Source organism: Winogradskyella sp. PC D3.3, from assembly GCF_054366245.1.
On the sequence record NZ_CM135962.1, the window covers coordinates 3,322,006 to 3,342,826 of the forward strand.

General features: G+C 33.8%; 16 protein-coding genes and 1 pseudogene. 4 read left to right on the plus strand and 13 right to left on the minus strand.

What is annotated here, in order from left to right:
* Window positions 1–37: 37 nt before the first annotated feature.
* Window positions 38–1,636 (minus strand): malate synthase A, encoded by a 1,599-nt coding sequence (aceB, locus tag ACXGSQ_RS14630; RefSeq protein ID WP_458626892.1) that lies wholly within the window; start codon window positions 1,634–1,636, stop codon window positions 38–40.
* Between the two features lie 119 nt (window positions 1,637–1,755).
* On the opposite strand from aceB, the gene ACXGSQ_RS14635 reads away from it, so the two are divergent.
* The gene (locus ACXGSQ_RS14635) at window positions 1,756–3,234 is read left to right on the plus strand and encodes a helix-turn-helix domain-containing protein (RefSeq protein ID WP_458626893.1); all 1,479 of its coding nucleotides are present in this window, start codon (window positions 1,756–1,758) and stop codon (window positions 3,232–3,234) included.
* A 1-nt stretch (window position 3,235) separates the two neighbouring features.
* Here ACXGSQ_RS14635 and ACXGSQ_RS14640 read toward each other — a convergent pair whose 3' ends face one another.
* Window positions 3,236–3,889, minus strand: a complete 654-nt coding sequence (locus ACXGSQ_RS14640) for an HAD family hydrolase (protein ID WP_458626894.1) — start codon at window positions 3,887–3,889, stop codon at window positions 3,236–3,238.
* A 126-nt stretch (window positions 3,890–4,015) separates the two neighbouring features.
* On the opposite strand from ACXGSQ_RS14640, the gene ACXGSQ_RS14645 reads away from it, so the two are divergent.
* Window positions 4,016–4,177: a hypothetical protein gene (locus ACXGSQ_RS14645; protein WP_458626895.1), complete on the plus strand. Its 162-nt coding sequence runs from the start codon at window positions 4,016–4,018 to the stop codon at window positions 4,175–4,177.
* Here ACXGSQ_RS14645 and acs read toward each other — a convergent pair whose 3' ends face one another.
* From acs to ACXGSQ_RS14700, 11 genes and pseudogenes are all read right to left on the minus strand, one after another.
* Complete coding sequence (gene acs / locus ACXGSQ_RS14650; RefSeq protein WP_458626896.1) at window positions 4,178–6,085, minus strand: acetate--CoA ligase; 1,908 nt, start codon at window positions 6,083–6,085, stop codon at window positions 4,178–4,180. It abuts the gene before it with no gap.
* Window positions 6,086–6,168: 83 nt separating this feature from the next.
* Entirely contained in the window at window positions 6,169–8,064 is a 1,896-nt protein-coding gene (locus ACXGSQ_RS14655) for an AMP-binding protein (protein WP_458626897.1), read from the minus strand.
* Window positions 8,061–8,285, minus strand: a complete 225-nt coding sequence (locus tag ACXGSQ_RS14660; protein ID WP_458626898.1) for a hypothetical protein — start codon at window positions 8,283–8,285, stop codon at window positions 8,061–8,063. Before ACXGSQ_RS14660 ends, ACXGSQ_RS14655 begins: the two co-directional genes overlap by 4 nt.
* 73 nt (window positions 8,286–8,358) lie before the next feature.
* Entirely contained in the window at window positions 8,359–8,724 is a 366-nt protein-coding gene (locus ACXGSQ_RS14665) for a response regulator (RefSeq protein ID WP_458626899.1), read from the minus strand.
* A gap of 16 nt (window positions 8,725–8,740) precedes the next feature.
* On the minus strand, window positions 8,741–11,428 hold the full coding sequence (locus ACXGSQ_RS14670; protein WP_458626900.1) for a sodium:solute symporter family transporter: 2,688 nt from the start codon (window positions 11,426–11,428) through the stop codon (window positions 8,741–8,743).
* Between the two features lie 300 nt (window positions 11,429–11,728).
* Entirely contained in the window at window positions 11,729–13,498 is a 1,770-nt protein-coding gene (locus tag ACXGSQ_RS14675) for a sodium:solute symporter family protein (protein WP_458626901.1), read from the minus strand.
* Between the two features lie 31 nt (window positions 13,499–13,529).
* Window positions 13,530–13,790, minus strand: a complete 261-nt coding sequence (locus tag ACXGSQ_RS14680) for a DUF4212 domain-containing protein (RefSeq protein ID WP_458626902.1) — start codon at window positions 13,788–13,790, stop codon at window positions 13,530–13,532.
* A 13-nt stretch (window positions 13,791–13,803) separates the two neighbouring features.
* Window positions 13,804–15,051: a hypothetical protein gene (locus tag ACXGSQ_RS14685; protein WP_458626903.1), complete on the minus strand. Its 1,248-nt coding sequence runs from the start codon at window positions 15,049–15,051 to the stop codon at window positions 13,804–13,806.
* Between the two features lie 108 nt (window positions 15,052–15,159).
* Window positions 15,160–15,579 carry a transposase-like zinc-binding domain-containing protein gene (locus tag ACXGSQ_RS14690; protein WP_458626904.1) on the minus strand — a complete coding sequence of 140 codons (420 nt, stop codon included), beginning with the start codon at window positions 15,577–15,579 and terminating at the stop codon, window positions 15,160–15,162.
* Between the two features lie 188 nt (window positions 15,580–15,767).
* The gene (locus tag ACXGSQ_RS14695) at window positions 15,768–16,130 is read right to left on the minus strand and encodes a DUF779 domain-containing protein (protein WP_458626905.1); all 363 of its coding nucleotides are present in this window, start codon (window positions 16,128–16,130) and stop codon (window positions 15,768–15,770) included.
* Window positions 16,131–16,197: 67 nt separating this feature from the next.
* Window positions 16,198–17,696: pseudogene (locus ACXGSQ_RS14700) on the minus strand (aldehyde dehydrogenase family protein).
* 172 nt (window positions 17,697–17,868) lie between these two features.
* On the opposite strand from ACXGSQ_RS14700, the gene ACXGSQ_RS14705 reads away from it, so the two are divergent.
* Window positions 17,869–18,795 (plus strand): AraC family transcriptional regulator, encoded by a 927-nt coding sequence (locus tag ACXGSQ_RS14705; RefSeq protein ID WP_458626906.1) that lies wholly within the window; start codon window positions 17,869–17,871, stop codon window positions 18,793–18,795.
* Window positions 18,796–18,888: 93 nt separating this feature from the next.
* Window positions 18,889–20,817 carry a transglutaminase domain-containing protein gene (locus tag ACXGSQ_RS14710; protein ID WP_458626907.1) on the plus strand — a complete coding sequence of 643 codons (1,929 nt, stop codon included), beginning with the start codon at window positions 18,889–18,891 and terminating at the stop codon, window positions 20,815–20,817.
* The last annotated feature ends 4 nt before the right edge of the window (window positions 20,818–20,821 follow it).

Genomic DNA, 20,821 nt, shown 5'->3' on the forward strand with positions numbered 1-20,821 from the left:
TCTCGTAGTCTATTCCAGTAGTTACGAGACATTTTTTTTAAATATATTGATAGGCTGAAAGTGTTAAAAACTCTTCAAATTCTTCTTGAGTTACTAAACGTTTAAAAAGTGCAATAGCTTCTGAAAATTTGGTGCTTTTAATATGGTCCTCGCCTACTTCTGTGATTAATTTTTCAACTTCATCATCAAACAAAGTGTCAAACAATTCTTTATTAAAAGTTCTTCCATCTTCTAAGAAAACTTCGTTTTTCAACCATTGCCAAACTTGAGTTCTAGATATTTCTGCAGTAGCTGCATCTTCCATTAAATTGTAAAGCGCCACAGCACCATGACCTCTTAACCACGCTTCGAGATATAAAATACCAACATTTATATTTTTTCTAACACCAGCTTCCGTAATCGTACCTTGTGGTAGTTCTACTAAATCTTCTTCAGTTACAACAACATCTTCGCGTTTATTAAAAATTTGATTTGGAGTTGGCATATATATATCAAATTCTTTCATAGCAACTTCTACTAATGCAGGATGCGCGACCCAAGTACCGTCGTGTCCATTTTTTGCTTCACGTTCTTTATCTATTCTTACTTTTTCGAGCGCAGCTTTATTGGCTTCTGGATTATTTTTAATCGGAATTTGAGCCGCCATTCCACCCATAGCATGAATACCACGTTTATGACAACGTTGTATTACCAAATTAGAATAGGATGCCATAAATGGTGTCGTCATTGTTACCTGATCGCGGTTTGGCACTATAAATCCTTTATGATTTCTAAACTTCTTGATATACGAAAAAATATAATCCCATCGGCCACAGTTTAAACCAACAATATGATCTTTGAGTTCGTAGATAAATTCATCTAACTGGAAACTCGCCGTAATGGTCTCTATTAATAATGTCGCCTTAAAGGTTCCATTCGGAATTTTGAGATAATTTTGTGCAAATTTAAAAACGTCATTCCACCAACGGGATTCTAAGTAATGTTCTAATTTTGGCAAATAAAAATAAGGTGCAGAACCGCTATCCATTAATGTTTTACTGTTATGAAAGACATATAAACCAAAATCAAATAAACTCCCAGAGATTTCTTCTCCATTAATTAATAGGTGGCGTTCGTTTAGATGCAAACCTCTTGGTCTCACCAATAACACCGCTGTTTCAGCGTTAAGTTTATAATGCTTCCCTCTCGCTTCATCCACCAATTCAATGGTTTTATTATTAGCATCGATTAAGTTTTGTTGACCTTCTAAGGTATTTTTCCAACTTGGCGCATTACTATCTTCAAAATCTGCCATAAACGTTTTGGCTCCTGAGTTTAAAGCATTAATTACCATTTTTCGATCTACAGGCCCAGTAATCTCAACCCGACGATCTAATAAATCGTTTGGAATTGATGCCGCTTCCCAATCTGATTCTCTAATAGATTTTGTTTCTGAAGGAAACGAAGGAAATTCGCCTCTATCGAAAACGCTTTGTTGACTCTCTCGACGATCTAATAGTGCTAAACGAGAAACATTAAATTTTTCTTGTAATGCCGTAAGAAACGCCAATGCCTCTTCTGTTAATAGTTTAGGATAAAAATTTGTTACCTCTGGAGCAAATTTCATTTTCTGTTGTGTTGTTTCTGTAATTTCCATGCTATAGTATTTTGATAAAGCAATGTTACAATCTATTTTTCAAAAAAACAAGCGAACGTTCGCTAAATATTATTTTTCGCTATTTATATAAGTTCGCAAATAGTAGTATATTTGTTATTATGGAACAAGATTATATTAAATTAATATTCGGATTAAAGCTAAAGCAAATCCGTACAAATAAAGAGCTTTCGTTATTTGGACTATCTAAATTATCTGGACTTTCAAAATCGTATCTCAACGAAATTGAAAAAGGAAAAAAATATCCTAAACCAGACAAAATAGCATTATTATCTGAACATTTAGAAGTCCCATACGATGAAATGGTTTCTCTAAAACTGGATAAAAACTTAGCTCCTATTGGTGAAATTTTACAATCTAAGCTACTAAAAGAGATTCCTTTAGAATTATTTGGAATTAAAGAAAGTACACTGATTGATATCATTTCAAACGCACCATCTAAGGTTACCGCCTTTATTAGTACCATTATTGAAATTGCTAAGAATTACAGTTTTAGTAAAGAAAGTTTTTATTTAGCATCGTTACGGTCTTTTCAAGAAGCCAACAATAATTATTTTGATCATTTAGAACAAGCCGTTATAGCCTTTTCAAAAACTTATCAGGTCGATTTAACGCAACCATTACAATCTAAAGAACTCGAAGATATTTTAGTAGAAGAATACGGGTACACAATTAACACCTCTGAATTAGCATCGCATACAGCATTAGACAATCTACGTTCCGTTTTTGTTCCTAAAACCAAAACACTTCTACTTGCAAAACATATTGATGATGCACAAAAAACATTTATTTTCGCAAAAGAAATCGCTTATAATTATTTAAAAATCAAAGAACGCCTCTATACCTTTTCTTGGATTAAATTTGAAAATTTTGATCAAGTCCTTAATAATTTTTATGCGTCTTATTTTGCTGGTGCTCTAATCATCCCAAGAGCCCGTTTGGTTGCTGATTTAAAGATCTTGTTCTCTAAGAAATCGTTTAAACCGAAATATTTTGAACATATCATCAATAATTACAACGCTTCACCTGAGTCCATCTATCAGCGTCTCACAAATATTTTACCTAAAGATTTTAACCTTAATAGTTTATTCTTTTTAAGATTCTCTCATCAAAAAGGTCGTAATGATTTTGAATTAAATAAAGAGCTACACTTATCTAAACAGCAATCTCCTCACGCTAATGAAACCGATGAACATTACTGTAGACGATGGGTATCTTTAAAAGTTTTAAACGACATTACCAAGACCAACAAACTGCATGAATTTGATATTCAAATCTCTAATTATCCAAATGAAGGAAAAAGCTATCTTGTGTTGTCTTCTGCAACCGCAGATCCTTTTGTATCGGGAAAATACAGAAGTGTAAATATTGGTATTCAAATTAATAATCAATTTAAACGAAAAGTAGCATTTGCCAATAGTAAATCGATCACAACAACCCAAGTTGGCGTAACATGTGAACGTTGTGCTATAAATGATTGTGAAGTAAGACAAGTCAAGCCTATAGTCATTTTATCGAAACTTAAAGATGAAAACATAGCCGATGTCGTGAAACAATTACAAGAAAAATTCAGCAAATAGCCTAAATAATATTCGCAATTTTAGAATAACTAATCTCGTTAAAACTAGAGACTACTTTATTGGCTAAGGTGTAATCTTGATGTGATGAATGCTCACTTTTAAATCCTACACAAAAGATACCAGCGGCGTTAGCTGCCTTTATACCATTAGTAGAATCTTCGATAACCATACATTCGGATGCCTTAAAACCTGTTGATTCAGCCGCTTTAATAAAAATCTCAGGATGTGGCTTAGACTGCTTTAAATCTGCACCACTAAATTTTGCACTAAAATAAGGGTTCAGCTCAAAGCGCTCAAAAATTTGATGTATTCCCATCATTGATGCTGAAGAAGCCACAACGAGTTTTACATCATTTGCGTGGTAATCTTTTATGCGTTCTAAAACACCATCAATTAATTCTAAACCTCCATTATCAAAAAACACTTTATAGTGCTTTCGTTTTAAGCTAACTAAATCTTCTGGAGTTTCATTTAAATTAAAGTGATTTACCAACCGTTTGCAAATATTTATTGTGGACTGTCCTGTAAATGACGCATATAAATCCTCGTTGACATCAATAGATACATCATCAAACATTTGGTGGTAAGCCTTTCGGTGTAATGGTTCAGTATCTACAATAACACCATCCATATCAAATAATACAGCTTTAAGCATAACATTTTTTAAATTTGAAGCGAAGATAAAAAAGTAAATAGCATTGTTAGCCCGAAGCTCTAACAATGCCATTATGTTTATATTAAATTATGCTTAGTTTTGCCTTTTCAAACACATTTAAGAAAGATGGCAAAAAAAGGACGCGAAAAAAACACTACAAACAAAGCCAAGCATAGCAGATTAATCGCTCAGAAAAAGAATAAACAAAAATCTAAATCTGAAGAACGCAAAGCGCGTCTGAAATCTATTGTTGCACGCGCTAAAGCACAAAAGGAAAAGGACGCTTAATTATACAACGTTATCCATTATCGCTTGAACTACTTCAGGATTCAATAATGTACTTGTATCTCCTAGTTGGTCCGTTTCATTACATGCTATTTTCCTTAATATTCTACGCATTATTTTTCCACTTCTAGTTTTTGGTAATCCTTCTGTAAACTGAATTTTATCGAGTTTTGCAATAGGCCCAATTCTATCGGTAATAAGCTGATTAATTTCCATTTTTAAATTATCATGATTTCTGCTCTCACCAACATCTTTTAAAGTAATGTAACCATATAATGCATTTCCTTTAACATCGTGTGGAAACCCTACAATAGCAGATTCTGAAACTGCCGGATGCTCGTTTATGGCATCTTCAATTGGAGCGGTACCTAAATTATGACCCGAAACAATAATGACATCATCTACTCTACCAGTAATTCTGTAATACCCTACTTCATCTCGCAAGGCTCCATCTCCTGTAAAGTACATATTTTCAAAAGCCGAAAAATACGTGTCTTTATAGCGTTGATGATTTCCCCAAATCGTTCGTGCCATAGATGGCCACGGAAATTTAATACACAATCGTCCTTCAACTTGATTGCCTTTTAGTTCTTCCCCATTTTCATCCATTAAAACAGGCTGAATACCGATAAACGGTAAGGTTGCATACGTTGGTTTTGTTGGTGTAGAAAATGGAATTGGAGTAATCATTATACCTCCTGTTTCGGTTTGCCACCAGGTATCTACAATTGGACTTTTCTTTTTTCCTACATTTTCATCATACCAGTGCCAAGCCTCTTCATTTATAGGTTCTCCTACAGACCCTAGTACTTTTAATGATGATAAATCATATTTTTCAACAAACTCAGCACCTTGTTTTGCTAAAGCTCTAATCGCTGTTGGAGCGGTGTAAAACTGTGTTATCTTATGTTTTTCAACAATATCCCAAAAACGCCCGTAATCAGGATAACTCGGCACTCCTTCAAACATTACAGAAGTTGCTCCATTTGCTAAAGGTCCATAAACAATATAGCTATGTCCTGTAATCCAACCAATATCAGCAGTACACCAATAGACATCATCATCGCGATATTGAAATACATTTTTAAACGTATAAGCCGTATAGACCATATAACCACCTATAGTATGAACCATACCTTTTGGTTTCCCTGTAGAACCAGATGTATAAAGGATAAACAATGGGTCTTCAGCATCCATAACCTCAGCAACACAATCGGCATACGCATCTTCTAAAAGAGGCTCTAACCAAAAATCACGACCAGGTTTCATCGTTATATCAGAATGAATACGTTTAACGACTAATACTGATTCAACTCCAGGTGTATCATTTAAGGCTTCATCTACAATTCCTTTTAAATCGATGGTTTTTGAACCACGATAAGACCCATCTGATGTAATTACCATCTTTGCATTACAATCATTTATTCGTGAAGACACTGCCTTAGAAGAAAATCCTGCGAATACAACAGAATGTATAGCACCGATTCTAGCACAAGCTAAAACTGAAATTGCTAATTCTGGAATCATAGGTAAATAGATACAAACAACATCTCCCTTTTTTATGCCTTTATCTTTTAAAACATTAGCAAACTTACACACACGAGCATGCAGTTGTTTATAAGTAATATGCTCTGCCTCTTCTTCTGGATTATTAGGTTCAAATAAAAGCGCGGTTTTATCGCCACTTGTATGCAGATGACGATCTATACAGTTTTCTGTAATATTAAGTTTAGCATCTTCAAACCATTTGAATTCTGATTTTGAATAGTCATAGCTTAAAACTTTAGACCATTTCTTTTTCCAAGTGAAATGTTCTTCTGCTATTTCTTCCCAAAATTGCTCTGGATTTCTGACTGATTTTCTATAAACTTGAAAGTATTCTTCAAACTGTTTTATATGATAATTACTCATTTTTTTAAATTTAATATTATTAATTAGATCTCAAACACCTTATATGCTTAGTGCGAGAATTCAATGTTATGTATTAGTACTCTTTATTTATAAATTCCAATGTTATGGTTTTGATACACTTGCTTTATCTCTTCAATAATAGCAATATCATCTATAGTTGATGGGATGTTATATTGTTGTTCATCTGCTATATTCCTCAATAATTTTCGAAGTGTTTTTCCGCTTCTTGTTTTTGGTAAACGCTCTACCACAAGTACCTCTCTAAAGGATGCTACCGCTCCAATTTCACGTCTTACATCTTGTATGATTTCTTTTTGAATCTGTTCATTATCAACATCACTATCTGTCTTTAGAACGATTAATCCTAACGGTTTTTGTCCTTTAATCTCACAATGCACTCCAAATACAGCACATTCTGCAACCATTTTGTGAGAGGCTACAATCTCTTCCATCTCTGCTGTAGACAAACGATGTCCTGCGACATTAATAATATCATCTACACGACCTGTAATAAACACATAACCATCTTCATCGATATAACCTCCATCTCCTGAAAAATAATAGCCTGGAAAACGATGCAAATAGCCATATTTAAAACGTTCAGGATCTCCCCAAAGATTACTTAGGGTACCAGGTGGTAAAGGTAATTTAAGAGCAACATAACCTTCAACACTTGCCTCAACCTCTTCTCCATCTTCATTTAAGATTTTAATATCATAACCACAAACTGGCAAACCTGCCGATCCTGGCATAATAGGCTGTAAAGCAACGCCAACCATATTCGCTAACATTGGCCAACCACTTTCGGTTTGCCACCAATGATCTATGACAGGAATCTCTAATTGTTTTTCTGCCCAATTCAATGTTGCGATATCACAACGCTCACCTGCTAAAAACAAATAGTTTAAGCATGATAAGTCGAAAGGTTTTAACATCATTCCATCAGGATCTTCTTTCTTTATGGCTCTAATCGCTGTTGGTGCCGTAAACATTGCCTTTACATTATGTTCATTTATAACCCGCCAAAACGTAGAAGCATCTGGTGTTTTAATTGGTTTACCTTCAAAAATGATACTCGTATTTCTATTTAATAATGGTCCATAAACGATAAAACTATGACCTACAACCCAACCGACATCACTTGCTGCCCAAAAAACCTCTCCTTCATTGACTCCATAAACAGAGGTCATTGAGAACTTTAAAGCCGTAGCATATCCACCTGTATCTCTAATAATACCTTTTGGAGTTCCTGTTGTTCCTGAAGTATATAGAATATATAAAGGATGTGTTGACTCCACTGAAACAGCTTTAACTGAAGGGGAATTTTCTACTAAAGTTTTATAATCTACATCATAATATCTCTTAGGAATTTCTACTCCTAATTGCCTATCAAAAACAATAACATGTTCTGGCTTATTTTCAGCTTTATCTATAGCTTCATCTACAAATGGTTTGTAAGGAATAATACGTTTAATCTCAACTCCATTAGAAGCTGTAATAATGGCTTTAGGTTTACAATCATCAATCCGAATAGCTAACTCATGTGGTGCAAAACCACCAAACACTACGGAGTGAATAATACCAAGCCTAGCGCAAGCCAACATCGCATATGCCGCTTGAGGAATCATAGGCATATAAATAATGCAAGTATCGCCTTTTTTAAGACCTAACTTTTGTAATCCTCCGGCTAACTTTGAAACTTCGTAATGTAATTGGTTAAATGTAATATGCTGTTTTGTATCGGTAACTGGCGAATCATAAATTAGTGCATTTTGCTCACCAAAACCATCATTTATATGCTTATCAATACACAAATAACTCATGTTGAGTTCCCCATCTTCAAACCATTGATTATAACCATATTTATCTTTAGATCGGATGGTTTGAGGCAATTTAAACCAATCAATTTGATTGGTTTGATTCTTCCAGAAGTGTTCGGGATTATCAATACTTTCGTTGTAAAGTTCTAAATATTTCATGACTTTTCTTTTTTAGAATTAAGTAAGCCAAACCAATTAGGATTAAGCACTTTGAGTTTGATAAGCGCCCAGATAATGACCACAAAACAAATTCCCATAACTAAAGAAAGCATAGGAGTTACGTTTGTAATATTTTCGTATTTAAACCTTAAAAAAAGCGTAGCTATAACATAGATACTTATGATAATATCGGACGCTAATGGGTTAATGTGAAATTTCATGTCTTTAAATTTTAATTAAACTTAGTTTGTTTGCACACAAAACCAATTTTAAAAAAGACCTAAAAGACTATTTCTAAGTCACAAGTTCCAATATTTCAGAAACTATTTTTTTTACTGAAAAAGGTTTGGTTAAATATTTATCCGCTCCAAGTTTTAAACCCTTTTCAATATCTGAAGCTTTATTTTTTGCCGTTAAAAACACCACTTTAATGTGTTTTAAACTTTCAGATTCTTTTATAAATGTTAACGTTTGATAACCATCTACATTAGGCATCATAATATCTAACAAAATAACGTTAGGTGTATGATGTTTTAATATCTCTAAAGCCTCACTTCCGTCTCTTGCAATAAACACTTCAAATCCTTGTTTTTTGAAAGTGTACTCTAACGACATGACAATATTTGGCTCATCGTCTACAATTAAAATTTTCTTCGTCATACTTTAGGGTTTCAATTTACTTAAAAGGGATTGTAAAAACAAGTGTTGCCCCCTTTTTTATCTCTTTTTTCGCCCAAATTTTTCCATTGTGCTTTTCTATAATCTGTTTTGTAATTGCCAAACCTAATCCACTCCCTTCAGGCTTTCTTGTATTTTGATTTTGAGATTGGTAAAATTTATCAAAAATATAAAGAAAATCTTCTTCTGGAATACCTTTACCGTTGTCTGCTACGGAGATTTCTATACATCCATTTCCTAACTTATAGTCAACTACAATCTTACCTGTTTTAACCTCACAAAACTTAATGGCATTAGACAATAAATTAGTTAACACTTGAAGAATACGGTCTTCATCATAACTAAGCACAAAAGAATGAACATTATTATTTACAATTTGAACTTCTTTTTTTACTGCAATTTGAGAAATACTCGCGATGGCTTTTGCTATTGTTTTTTGAATATCTTGCACTTGTAGGTCTAACAGTAAGCCACCTGTTTCTAACTTTTCAAAATCTAAAATATTATTAATTAAGCGCCCTAAACGGTCTGAATCTTGTAGAATATTCTTTAAAAACTGCGCTTTTATCTCTTTAGGCATATCTTCATCATCCATAATGACTTCAGTCGCTGCTCGTATGCCTGTTATTGGAGTCTTTAGCTCATGTGCCACAGTATCTAAAAATTCATCTTTCTGTCTGTCTTTACTAATTAACTCCTCGTTAGCGTCTTTTAAACGAGATGTTAATTGAGATAACTCGTTTGATTTTTCTAGAAGCACTTTATTGCTCACAATGTTTTCTTTAGATTCTTCCAAAATCTTTAAAACCTCAACCAAACTAATTTGCTCCTCCTTTACCACACTTGCAATTAGTATTTTTGCAGAAGCCGAACCAATGCTTCCTGTTAAGAGTTTTTCAGAAAAGTTAATTAAACGTGCATCTGCCAACTGTGTATCCTGAGCTAATTCATACTTTGTAAAAAAGATTCTCAGCGCCCGTGCCGCTCTTTGCTCTCCTAAAAATCGAGCTAAAACATTTTTAATATCTGTTACATAAGCTTCACCTTTCCATACCAAGGCACTATCTTGAAGATTTGTAAAATTCTTACTATCCACAAACATCTCTGCATAATTACGTTCTCTATAATTTCCTTTAGACATTAACGAAAACGTTAAATAACAGAATAAATTTAAAGTCATACTCCAGAAGAAAGCATGTGATGGCGGACTTAAAAAATCGATTCCAAATAAAGCATAAGGCTTTAATGCTTCAATACCCAACAATCCATATTGACGAAAATCATCCGTACCAGAATACACTTCTAATGTAAACGGTAACACCAAGGTATATATAGCAATACAAAACCCGACAATCATACCAATAATTGCTCCTTTTGAAGATCCACGATTCCAGTATAAACCAATAAAAAACGATGGTGCCAATTGAGACATAATCACAAATGAGATTAAACCAATAGAATATAACGATAAGGCTTTTGAAAACAAGACATAAAAGAAATACGCTGTAATAATGATTGTAAAAATAGAAATGCGACGAATGGTCTTAATGTATTTGGAGTTGCGTTCGGGTTGATTTTTAATAAATTTATCAAGAAAACCATAAGGAATCACCAAGTTATTACTCACCATCGTAGATAGTGCTAATGTTGAAACTACCACCATAGAAATCACAGCAGAAAAACCACCTAAAAACACAAGAGTTGCTAAAAATGTATTGCCGTGTTCTAAAGGCAACAATAAGGTGTAATATTCGGCATTTTCTGTAGAACCAAAAGTGAGCTTTCCGGCCCAAGCAATGAAGATGACAAAGCTATTAAACAACAATAAATACAATGGAAATAACCAAATCGCTTTCTTAAGATGCTTTTCTCTATTATTCTCTAAAACAGCAACTTGAAATTGCCTTGGTAATAAAAACACCACCAAAAATGATAGGGCAATCATGAAAAACCAATTAAAGCCATCTTCCACCTTACCGAGTGTCGTTAAGTCTTTAAAGTTATCTGATACAGAAATTTTTTCATAAATATCAGAAGTGCCATCAAACAAATAGAATGTAATATAAGCTCCGATGATTAGAAAGAAAATCAATTTCAATATAGATTCTAACGCCACCGTAGCAACAATTCCTTTATGTTTTTCAGAGGCATCTGTATTTTGAGTTCCAAAAAACGCAGCAAATATCGCCAGTAATAACGCCACATAAAATGTAGAATCATCTATAACTGCAGTTGCAATATAACTATTATCGCCAGATATAATTTCAAAAGTCTCTGAAACAGCTTTTAACTGTAAAGAAATATAAGGCAGAGTCCCAAATAAACAAATGATAGTCACTAAGGCGCCTAAAAATCTATTATTTCCATAGCGTAAAGAAATAAAATCAGCAATGGATGAAATTTTATGGTGTTTTGAAATTCTTATAATTTTCCGAAGCACCACAATCCATAGTGGCGCTGCGATTACAGGACCTATATAAATTGGCAAAAAATGGATTCCTGAATTTGCTGCAATACCAACACTCCCATAATACGTCCATGCCGAACAATAAACCGCTAATGACAAGGTGTAAACATAAGGATTATTAACCCACTTACTTTGTCGTTTTTTTTCAGCAAGGAATGCAATGTAAAATAACACTGCTAAATAAATGATGATTATAACAACTAAAGCATAACTATTCATAGTGACGCTTTAAAACAATGTATGAAATCACTATCGATATCAACCAAAACGTAAATAACGAAAAGTACAATGTAGGAATCCCCAAAATAGCTCCTTCAAAATTAAAAATGAGGACAAAAGGAATATTGAAAATAAAAAACAAAGCTAATGCTAATACAACTAGCTTTTGTTCATGTCGTTTTTTCATATTGGGTTGACTTGTTAGTTGATTCAACTAAATATCTACTAATATAAGAAATCAGTATTACAAAAATTGTAATACTGATTCTCTAACTAAATAAAATTTATAGACACTATGATCTAATGGTCTTGAGCCTCACCTGCTCCTGAAGGTATTCTAATACTTTCAACCATATCTTGAACTTCCTGAGGAGGCGGAACTGATAATCTTGAAATCACTACTGAGACCACAAAATTAACACACATAGCGATGGTTCCGAAGCCTTCAGGTGATGTTCCAAACCACCAATCTTCACTACCATTACTCCCACTAAACATATTCAGCTTAAAGCGCATCATGTAATACATCATCAATGTAATACCTACAATCATACCTGCAATAGCCCCTTCTTTATTCATTCGTTTATCGAAAATCCCTAAAATAATAGCAGGAAAAAAGGAGGCGGCGGCAAGTCCGAAGGCAAGTGCGACCACGGCGGCGACAAATCCTGGCGGATTAATTCCAAAGTAACCCGCAATTAAAATCGCTACAAAAATTGAAATTCTTGCTGCTCTTAACTCCCCTTTATCTGAAATGTTTGGTTTTAATTGTTTTTTAATTAAATCGTGAGAAATAGAAGTCGAAATCACTAATAGTAATCCTGCCGCTGTAGATAATGCTGCCGCTAATCCCCCTGCAGCCACCAAACCAATAACCCAGTTTGGTAGATTTGCAATTTCAGGATTTGCTAATACCATAATATCTCTATCCACGTATAATTCATTAACTTCATCACTATTATTAGTAACGATACGCTCACCATGCTCACCTCTTGCATCGGCATATTCGGGCTTACTGCTCGACAATGAATTTCCGGCAACATATTGAATTTTACCATCACCATTTTTATCAGACCAAGCAATTAATCCTGTATTTTCCCAGTTTTTAAACCATACAGGAATATCTGCATAACGCTTATTACTCACCGTTTCAATTAAGTTCGTTCTTGAAAAAACGGCTACAGCTGGAGCTGTTGTATAAAGAATAGCGATTAAGAATAAGGCATATCCGGCTGATTTACGTGCATCTTTTACTTTAGGCACGGTAAAAAACCGAACAATAACGTGCGGTAAGCCTGCCGTACCCGCCATTAATGCTAAAGTAATGGCGAAAACATCCCAAGTACTTTTAGTCCCACTTGTATATTCGTGAAAACCTAACTCTGTATGTAGCGCATCTAGTTTATCTAGTAAAAAAGCTCCACCTTCTACTTTACCCCCCATTCCGAATTGAGGAATGATATTACCTGTCATTTGCAAGGAAATAAAGAATGCTGGCACCATAAAGGCAAAGATTAACACACAATATTGTGCCACTTGTGTATATGTAATGCCTTTCATCCCACCTAATAGCGCAAATGCAAGAACCACGGTCATTCCAATAACAACACCTAAGTTAATATCCACTTGTAAGAATTGCGAAAATACAATTCCTACACCACGCATTTGACCTGCAACATAAGTAAATGATACAATTAAAGCACATATAACTGCAACTGTTCTTGCGGTATTTGAATAGTAACGATCTCCAATAAAATCGGGTACTGTAAACTTTCCAAACTTCCGTAAATAAGGTGCTAAGAGCAATGCTAACAGCACGTATCCACCTGTCCATCCCATAAGGTAAACCGAGCCATCATAACCTGCGAAAGAAATAATACCCGCCATACTAATAAAGGAGGCGGCACTCATCCAATCCGCTGCAGTTGCCATACCATTTGCCAATGGGGATACTCCTCCACCTGCAACATAAAATTCTTTTGTAGAGCCTGCTCTAGCCCATATTGCAATACCGAAATACAGCGCAAAAGTAATCCCGACTAATAACCATGTCCATGTTTGTACACTCATAATATTTTTATTTAATGTTGTTAGTTAAGGCTTACTCGTCGAAACCGTATTTTTTATCTAGTTTATTCATTAATCTTACGTAAACGAAAATCAAGACGACGAATACATATATAGACCCTTGTTGTGCAAACCAAAACCCAAGCTTAAAGCCTCCGAGTTTAAATTGGTTGAGCTGTTCTCTAAATAGAATGCCACATCCAAAGGATACAACAAACCATATGGTTAGAAGTATTGCTAAATACTTCACATTTTCTTTCCAGTACGCTGTAGCGTGTTCCTGTTTATTATTCATAGTTTTTAAATTTTTAAAGGTAAATCATAGCTTGAAGTGAAATCGTATTTGTATCCACTGCATCAAAACTTTGATTCATGTATTCTAAAGTTAATTTTGAATTGTGTCCACTCATATAAGCGTTGATACCAACACCTAATGTTGATCTATTATCGTCAACAGCATCGTAACTATGCGTTCCATAACTTAAGTAAGGTTGAAATCTTGTCTTTAGTTTATCTCCATTTAAAACATAACCGACATGACCATAGAGCATACTTCCTGTTCCATAAGCACTGTATAGATAATTTTTCCCGTAATCATTATTTTGATAGACTGCATATGCTGTAATGGAACTTCCATTTCCACCAATTGGTGTATCGTAAAAAGCATCTATCGCCACTATAGAGACATCCTCACCTTCAAGATTTGGAGTTATCACTGTACCTGTATCTATTACAGAACCTTCAGGATGTAAAAAGAAACCAACACCAATATTGAATACTTTCTTCTCTCCTAAATACGTTCCGACTTTATACGGTAAGAAGTTAGATTCTTGATCTAAAAAATGATAATCAAAATAACCAGCATAGGTCTTTCCTGCTGCTTTAGACCCAAGACTAGAACGACCATTATAAACCGCATCACCACCTGCAACAGCTGTACGAGCATCTAATGAAGCCACAGCGGCATCATTGATAGCAACGCGATACTGCAGTTTATTGAACTTCCCTTTCATAAAAACCCCTAAATGCCTAGCAAATTGGTCTGACAACCCAATAGTTGCCCACGACTGACGATTGTTGTCAAGTGTCATGATATTAAGAGTACTCTGATTATTTAATCTAGAAATTCCGTTAAAATAATGTAAACCACCACCAATAGTATGATCTTTCCCTAAATTGTATTGTGCCCAAACATCGTGAAAGAAGAGTTGAGAGCCGTCACCTTTTCCGGTTGGACTTAATGTAGTACTCGTTAAACTGTTTAACCCAAAATGAGTAAGAATTAAAAAGTCTTTGTTGATTTGAGCAAACATTAAAACTCTGGCACGTCGTAAATTGAAGTTTAATTTACTGTTTTCATTACCATTACTATCAAAGGTATCATCGGTATTGTAATTGGCTTGGACTTGTGCCCAAGAAATTAATCGGAGATATTTTGTGCCGTCTTCATTGAATTTGAATTTAAGGCCACCCGAATAATCAGGTGAGCCTTGGGCAATCATAAATTGAAAGAACATTACAAATAGTCCTATCAACAGAAAGGTTGACTTCTTCATGGTTTAAAAGATTAGTTAGTACTTAAAATTAGTTTTGTGTGCACCACTAAGCTCTTAAAAACATCTGTTTAATTAATAATTAATATACTTATTTGTTAATTTAGTATACTAATCTTTAAAACGCTCCCATTTAATCAGCATAAATTTATCGCCTAACTCTGTAACAATAACACCCGCACCTTTTATATTTTGTATTTCCGAAAAGTATCTACCTAGCTCTGTAGGGTTTAAAATTTTATAAGTTGGGTGATAATTAGAATTATAAGGACGTTTAATATTATATTTTTTCACCCAATTCATCACGCTTACGTGCGAAATTCCAAGTATGCGTTCAATTTCTCTATATGTAAGCCCCTCTAAATAGAGTTGCAGAGATTTATTAACGTAGTAGTCATCTATCTTCTTCCCCATCTTATTCACTGTAAAATAATAGTTGCATTTTTTACATTTAAAACGCTGCCTTTCTTTAACAATTCCGCTCTTAACGTACTGATCACTACCACAATTTGGACATAAATCTACTGTCATATATACTTATTTAGCATAAATATATCAAATTAGCAATAAAAATAATTAAGAATCGTTAAAATATTTCATTTTTATCAATATAAAATTAAAATCATTACACTATTCACTATAATTAGAATTAAAATTATGAAAATAAAAAAAAGCCCACATACATAGTATATGGGCTCATTAGATATATATTCTTAAAGTTATTCGACTTTCATATTAAAGTAAGCGTCCTCTTCTTCAGTTAGTAATCGTGAATGAATTAAAAACCTGAGTCCCAACGGGATCTCTAACGAAAAACTCGCTCCTCTACCTTCCGTAACGTCTACAGTTAAGTGAGTATGTTTCCAATATTCAAACTGATCTTGATTCATATAAAAACTAACCCCTTCAACTTCACCTAAAAGTATATCACTTTCATCTAGATACATGTCTCCTTTTGCAAAAATCATTGGTGCAGAGCCGTCACAACAACCTCCACTTTGATGAAAGATTAATTCTCCATGTTTCGCTTTTAATTGTCTTACAATCTCTGCAGCTTTATCTGTTATTTCTACGCGTTTCATAATTTATGGTATAAAAAAGGCTGAATTGCATCTATTAATCCAGCCTTAATCAGCTATTAATTAACTTCTAAAAGAAGCCTAATTTGTTCTTATCGTAAGAGATTAACATGTTTTTGGTTTGTCTGTAATGACTCATCATCATTAAATGGTTCTCTCTACCAAACCCAGATTTTTTATATCCTCCAAACGGTGCATGAGCAGGATAAGCATGGTAACAGTTTACCCAAACACGACCTGCTTTAATTGCTCTTGGTATTTGGTATAATTGGTGAGCATCGCGCGTCCACACTCCCGCTCCTAAGCCATAAAGCGTATCATTTGCAATTTCTATAGCTTCAGCTTCATCTTTAAACTTTGTCACACATACCACAGGTCCAAAAATTTCTTCTTGAAATACACGCATTTTATTATGCCCTTCTAAAATTGTAGGCTTAATATAATAACCGTTAGCCAAATCACCTTCTAATTTATTAGCTTCTCCACCTGTTAAAACTTTAGCTCCTTCTTCTCTTCCAATTTCAAAATAAGATTGTATTTTTTCATATTGATCATTAGACGCTTGTGCTCCAACCATAGAATTCACATCATAAGGACTTGTTTGCACAATAGCCTCTGTTCTTGCTACAACACGCTCCATAAACGCATCATAAATATCTTCTTGCACTAAAATTCTAGAAGGACACGTACAAACTTCACCCTGATTAAAGGCAAACAAAACAGCTCCTTCAATAGCTTTATCTAAAAAAGCATCATCTTCATCCATTACACTATTAAAGAATACATTTGGGGACTTTCCACCTAATTCCATGGTCACTGGATTTAAGTTTTTAGAAGCATATTGCATAATTAACTGTCCAGTTGTAGTTTCTCCTGTAAAAGCCACTTTATCCACTTTAGAACTCGACGCTAAAGGCTTTCCGGCTTCTGGTCCAAACCCATGAACAATATTTAAGACCCCTGGAGGAAACACATCGGCAATTTTCTCCATTAACAATGTTGCAGATGATGGAGTTTGTTCTGCAGGTTTTAAAACCACACAGTTCCCGTTGCTAAAGCAGGAGGTAATTTCCACGATAACATTAATAAAGGAAAATTCCACGGAATAATTTGACCAATAACACCCAATGGTTCTTTAATATTCATAGACAAGGTATTCTGATCTAATTCTGTAGCACTACCTTCTTCTGACCTAATACATGCTGCAAAATAACGCCAATGATCTACAGATAAAGGGATATCGGCGTTTAAGGTTTCACGGATTGGTTTCCCATTATCACATGTTTCAACAACAGCGAATTCCTCTAAATTAGCTTCAATAATATCGGCTACTTTATTTAAAAGCGTTGCTCGTTCTGCTGCAGAAGTATTTCCCCAAGCCTCTTTAGCTGCATTTGCTGCATCAACAGCATTCTCTACATCTTCTTTTTGCGACCTGGGATATTTTGCAATTAAAGTCCCATCTACAGGAGAGGTGTTTTCAAAATAATCTCCACCTACTGGCGGTACAAATTTTCCATTTATAAAATTGAAATACTTGTCTTTAAACTGTGGTTTAGAATAGCTCATACCTTAATTAGTTTTATTGTTAATTACTCATTTATTTAGCATAAATATTATCTATACTTTAATTTTGATAAAGTTATTTTATCAAATCCCAAACAAATTGAACATATTTATTATATTTTTGAACATATCTATTATTAACAAATTTTAAGACTATTTTTTTGTAATATTGAATATGAGCAACTTATTAACGCGACATAAAAGCCACAGAAAACTAACGACCTTAGTAGAAAATAGGACGACTTATAACGCGGAATATGCCGAGCTTAATATTTATGAAACACATGCCATTGCAGAGAAAGTGTCATTAACTTTCGATTTTCCTATTATCGCCAGTATGCTTACAGGAAAAAAAATAATGCACATAGATGGTTTTGATGCGTTTGACTTTTTTCCTGGAGAATCTGTTGTTATGCCCACAAACAAGGAAATGGTTATAGATTTCCCCATTGCCACAAAAAATCAACCCACACAATGCTTAGCCCTAGGTATTGATGCGTTCAAAATTTTAGAAGTTGTAGAAAAATTCAATCATAATGTTGCTATAGAAAATGAAAACAACAATTGGAATTTAGATGAAACAGCATCACATCTTATAAATAATGCTGATGTCAACCATTTAATCGAGCGACTAACCTACACTTTTACCAATAGTAATAAGTCTAAAGATGTCTTATTAGATTTAATGATTCAGGAATTAATTGTTAGATTACTTCAAACCAAAGCTAAATCTCTTATTACAAATGACACTCATGTTTTTAATGACACCCGCATTGGGACGGTCATTAAATTTATAAAAGACAACTTAACTAATAGAGATATCTCCGTAGATCAATTAGCAGAGAAAGCTTATATGAGCACCTCTCACTTTCATAAGCAATTTAAAAATACCCTAGGTATTTCACCAATCGATTATATAAATTCAGAAAAAATCAAATTTTCTAAAAAGCTCATCAAAACAGCACCAAATTTAAGAATGTCTGAAGTTGCGTTTCAGTCTGGCTTTAATAACACCAGCTACTTTAACAGACAATTCAGAAAGATGGAAATGATGACACCTCAACAATTTAAGGCTTCCATAAACAAAACAAGCCATAAATAAGCTTCCGTTTACCTCCTCATTATTATATATTATAACAATTACCTTTTAAAACAGAACTTGGTTAATTATATTAGCATCCTATACAGCCCCTTTATGACAAAACCGCTCCTTATTTTATCTTCTATTTTCTTGTTTATATCCACTTCTTATGCACAACGAAAAATAGAACCAGACGCCTATGATATTGCTAAAGCAAAACAACTAAAAGAAAAATTTGATCATAAAGACGACGAGATTGCTCTAGAAGAAAGCACGGATTATGTGCGCTTCGCTTTTGATAGTCGAAATAATAAAGTCACGGTTAATCATGATTTGAAAGAAAAAATGATAAACATGAGCACTCGTGCGGATATTCAGAAATATACATTCTACAACGATCAAACAACAATTGAGCAATTTGACATCTTATATAAAACTAATAAAAGTGCTGGATTCTATATTAAAGATGAAGCTTCTATAAGCAACGATTTGTTTCATGTTGATTCTCGGGTAAAATATACTCATGTCGATTTCCCTTTACAAGGTTATCGTTACAACACGCATATCGTTAAGTCGTACAAAGACATTAAATACTTCACAAAACTCTACTTTAATGACTCATATCCTATTGAAACAAAAGCGATTTCTGTTGAAATTCCTGATTGGCTAGATCTTGAATTAAAAGCGATAAATTTTGAAGGTTATGACATTGTAAAAACCGTAAAACCAAACCCTAAAAACAAATCTAAAATATACACCTATACACTAAAAAATGTATCGGCAATGCATAAAGTTTCCAATGCACCAGGCCCAACTTACATCTACCCACATTTATTAATTTTAGCAAAATCCTATACTATAAAAGGAAACACACAACCGATTTTCAACTCTACTCAAGACTTATACAATTGGTACAAATCCTTAGTTAATAGCTTAGAAAATGACAACACCGATCTAAAAGCGAAAGTTGCAGAATTGACTAAAGATGCTAAAACCGACAACGAAAAAATAAAAAACATCTATTATTGGGTACAAGACAATATTAGATATATCGCTTTTGAGGACGGTATCGCTGGTTTTAAACCCGATGAAGCGGCCAGTGTATTCAACAAAAGGTATGGAGATTGTAAAGGGATGGCTAATTTAACCAAGCAAATGCTAATAGAAGCAGGTTTTGATGCCCGACTGACATGGATTGGCACCAAACACATTGCTTACGATTATTCCACACCAAATTTATCGGTTGATAATCACATGATTTGCACCTTGTTTAAAGATGATACCATTGTCTTTTTAGATGGCACAGAAAAATTTAATGCCTTTGGCGAATATGCAGACCGCATACAAGGCAAACAGGTTTTAATTGAAGATAATGAAGGTTTTATTTTAAAACACGTCCCAACAAGTGAAGCGTCTTTTAATAAAGAATATTATAAATATCAGCTCACTTTAAATAACGAAATGCTAACAGGTACTGTTAAAAAAGAATTTAACGGAGAGAGTAGATCTGGACTATTGTATTATTTTGATCAATTAAAATCAGATAAAAAAGAAGAATTTTTAGACGCTTATTTAAGCAACTCAGATAGCAATAGAAAAGTATCTAACATTATTACATCAGATTTGTCTAACAGAGAACTCAACGTTACCATTTCTCATGATCTTACGGTAAGAAATGCGATTTCAACCTTTGACAATTCAATATATATAGATCTCGATTTAGACAAGGAATTCAGTGACTACAAATTAAAAGAGCGTGATGTAGACTATATATTTAGCTCAAAAAAATATTTAGAGTCAATTACCGAATTAAAAATTCCTAATGGTTATAGCGTTACTCACGTACCCAATGATATTAAAGTTTCTAGTGACAACTATGATTTATCGGTGAGCTTTAAAACAGAAAATAACACTTTGACTTACAAGAAACAATTTCATATTAAAAATGCAAAAATCGAAACTACTGATTTTGAAGAATGGAATACGTTTATAAATAACCTCAATACCCTATACCAAGAACAAATCATCCTTACTAAAGACTAAACAC

Excerpts from the sequence above, each read along its gene's own strand:
- aceB (WP_458626892.1), bottom strand. The coding sequence starts at position 1,636 with ATGGAAATTACAGAAACAACACAACAGAAAATGAAATTTGCTCCAGAG.
- ACXGSQ_RS14635 (WP_458626893.1), top strand. The coding sequence starts at position 1,756 with ATGGAACAAGATTATATTAAATTAATATTCGGATTAAAGCTAAAGCAA.
- ACXGSQ_RS14640 (WP_458626894.1), bottom strand. The coding sequence starts at position 3,889 with ATGCTTAAAGCTGTATTATTTGATATGGATGGTGTTATTGTAGATACT.
- ACXGSQ_RS14645 (WP_458626895.1), top strand. The coding sequence starts at position 4,016 with ATGGCAAAAAAAGGACGCGAAAAAAACACTACAAACAAAGCCAAGCAT.
- acs (WP_458626896.1), bottom strand. The coding sequence starts at position 6,085 with ATGAGTAATTATCATATAAAACAGTTTGAAGAATACTTTCAAGTTTAT.
- ACXGSQ_RS14655 (WP_458626897.1), bottom strand. The coding sequence starts at position 8,064 with ATGAAATATTTAGAACTTTACAACGAAAGTATTGATAATCCCGAACAC.
- ACXGSQ_RS14660 (WP_458626898.1), bottom strand. The coding sequence starts at position 8,285 with ATGAAATTTCACATTAACCCATTAGCGTCCGATATTATCATAAGTATC.
- ACXGSQ_RS14665 (WP_458626899.1), bottom strand. The coding sequence starts at position 8,724 with ATGACGAAGAAAATTTTAATTGTAGACGATGAGCCAAATATTGTCATG.
- ACXGSQ_RS14670 (WP_458626900.1), bottom strand. The coding sequence starts at position 11,428 with ATGAATAGTTATGCTTTAGTTGTTATAATCATCATTTATTTAGCAGTG.
- ACXGSQ_RS14675 (WP_458626901.1), bottom strand. The coding sequence starts at position 13,498 with ATGAGTGTACAAACATGGACATGGTTATTAGTCGGGATTACTTTTGCG.
- ACXGSQ_RS14680 (WP_458626902.1), bottom strand. The coding sequence starts at position 13,790 with ATGAATAATAAACAGGAACACGCTACAGCGTACTGGAAAGAAAATGTG.
- ACXGSQ_RS14685 (WP_458626903.1), bottom strand. The coding sequence starts at position 15,051 with ATGAAGAAGTCAACCTTTCTGTTGATAGGACTATTTGTAATGTTCTTT.
- ACXGSQ_RS14690 (WP_458626904.1), bottom strand. The coding sequence starts at position 15,579 with ATGACAGTAGATTTATGTCCAAATTGTGGTAGTGATCAGTACGTTAAG.
- ACXGSQ_RS14695 (WP_458626905.1), bottom strand. The coding sequence starts at position 16,130 with ATGAAACGCGTAGAAATAACAGATAAAGCTGCAGAGATTGTAAGACAA.
- ACXGSQ_RS14705 (WP_458626906.1), top strand. The coding sequence starts at position 17,869 with ATGAGCAACTTATTAACGCGACATAAAAGCCACAGAAAACTAACGACC.
- ACXGSQ_RS14710 (WP_458626907.1), top strand. The coding sequence starts at position 18,889 with ATGACAAAACCGCTCCTTATTTTATCTTCTATTTTCTTGTTTATATCC.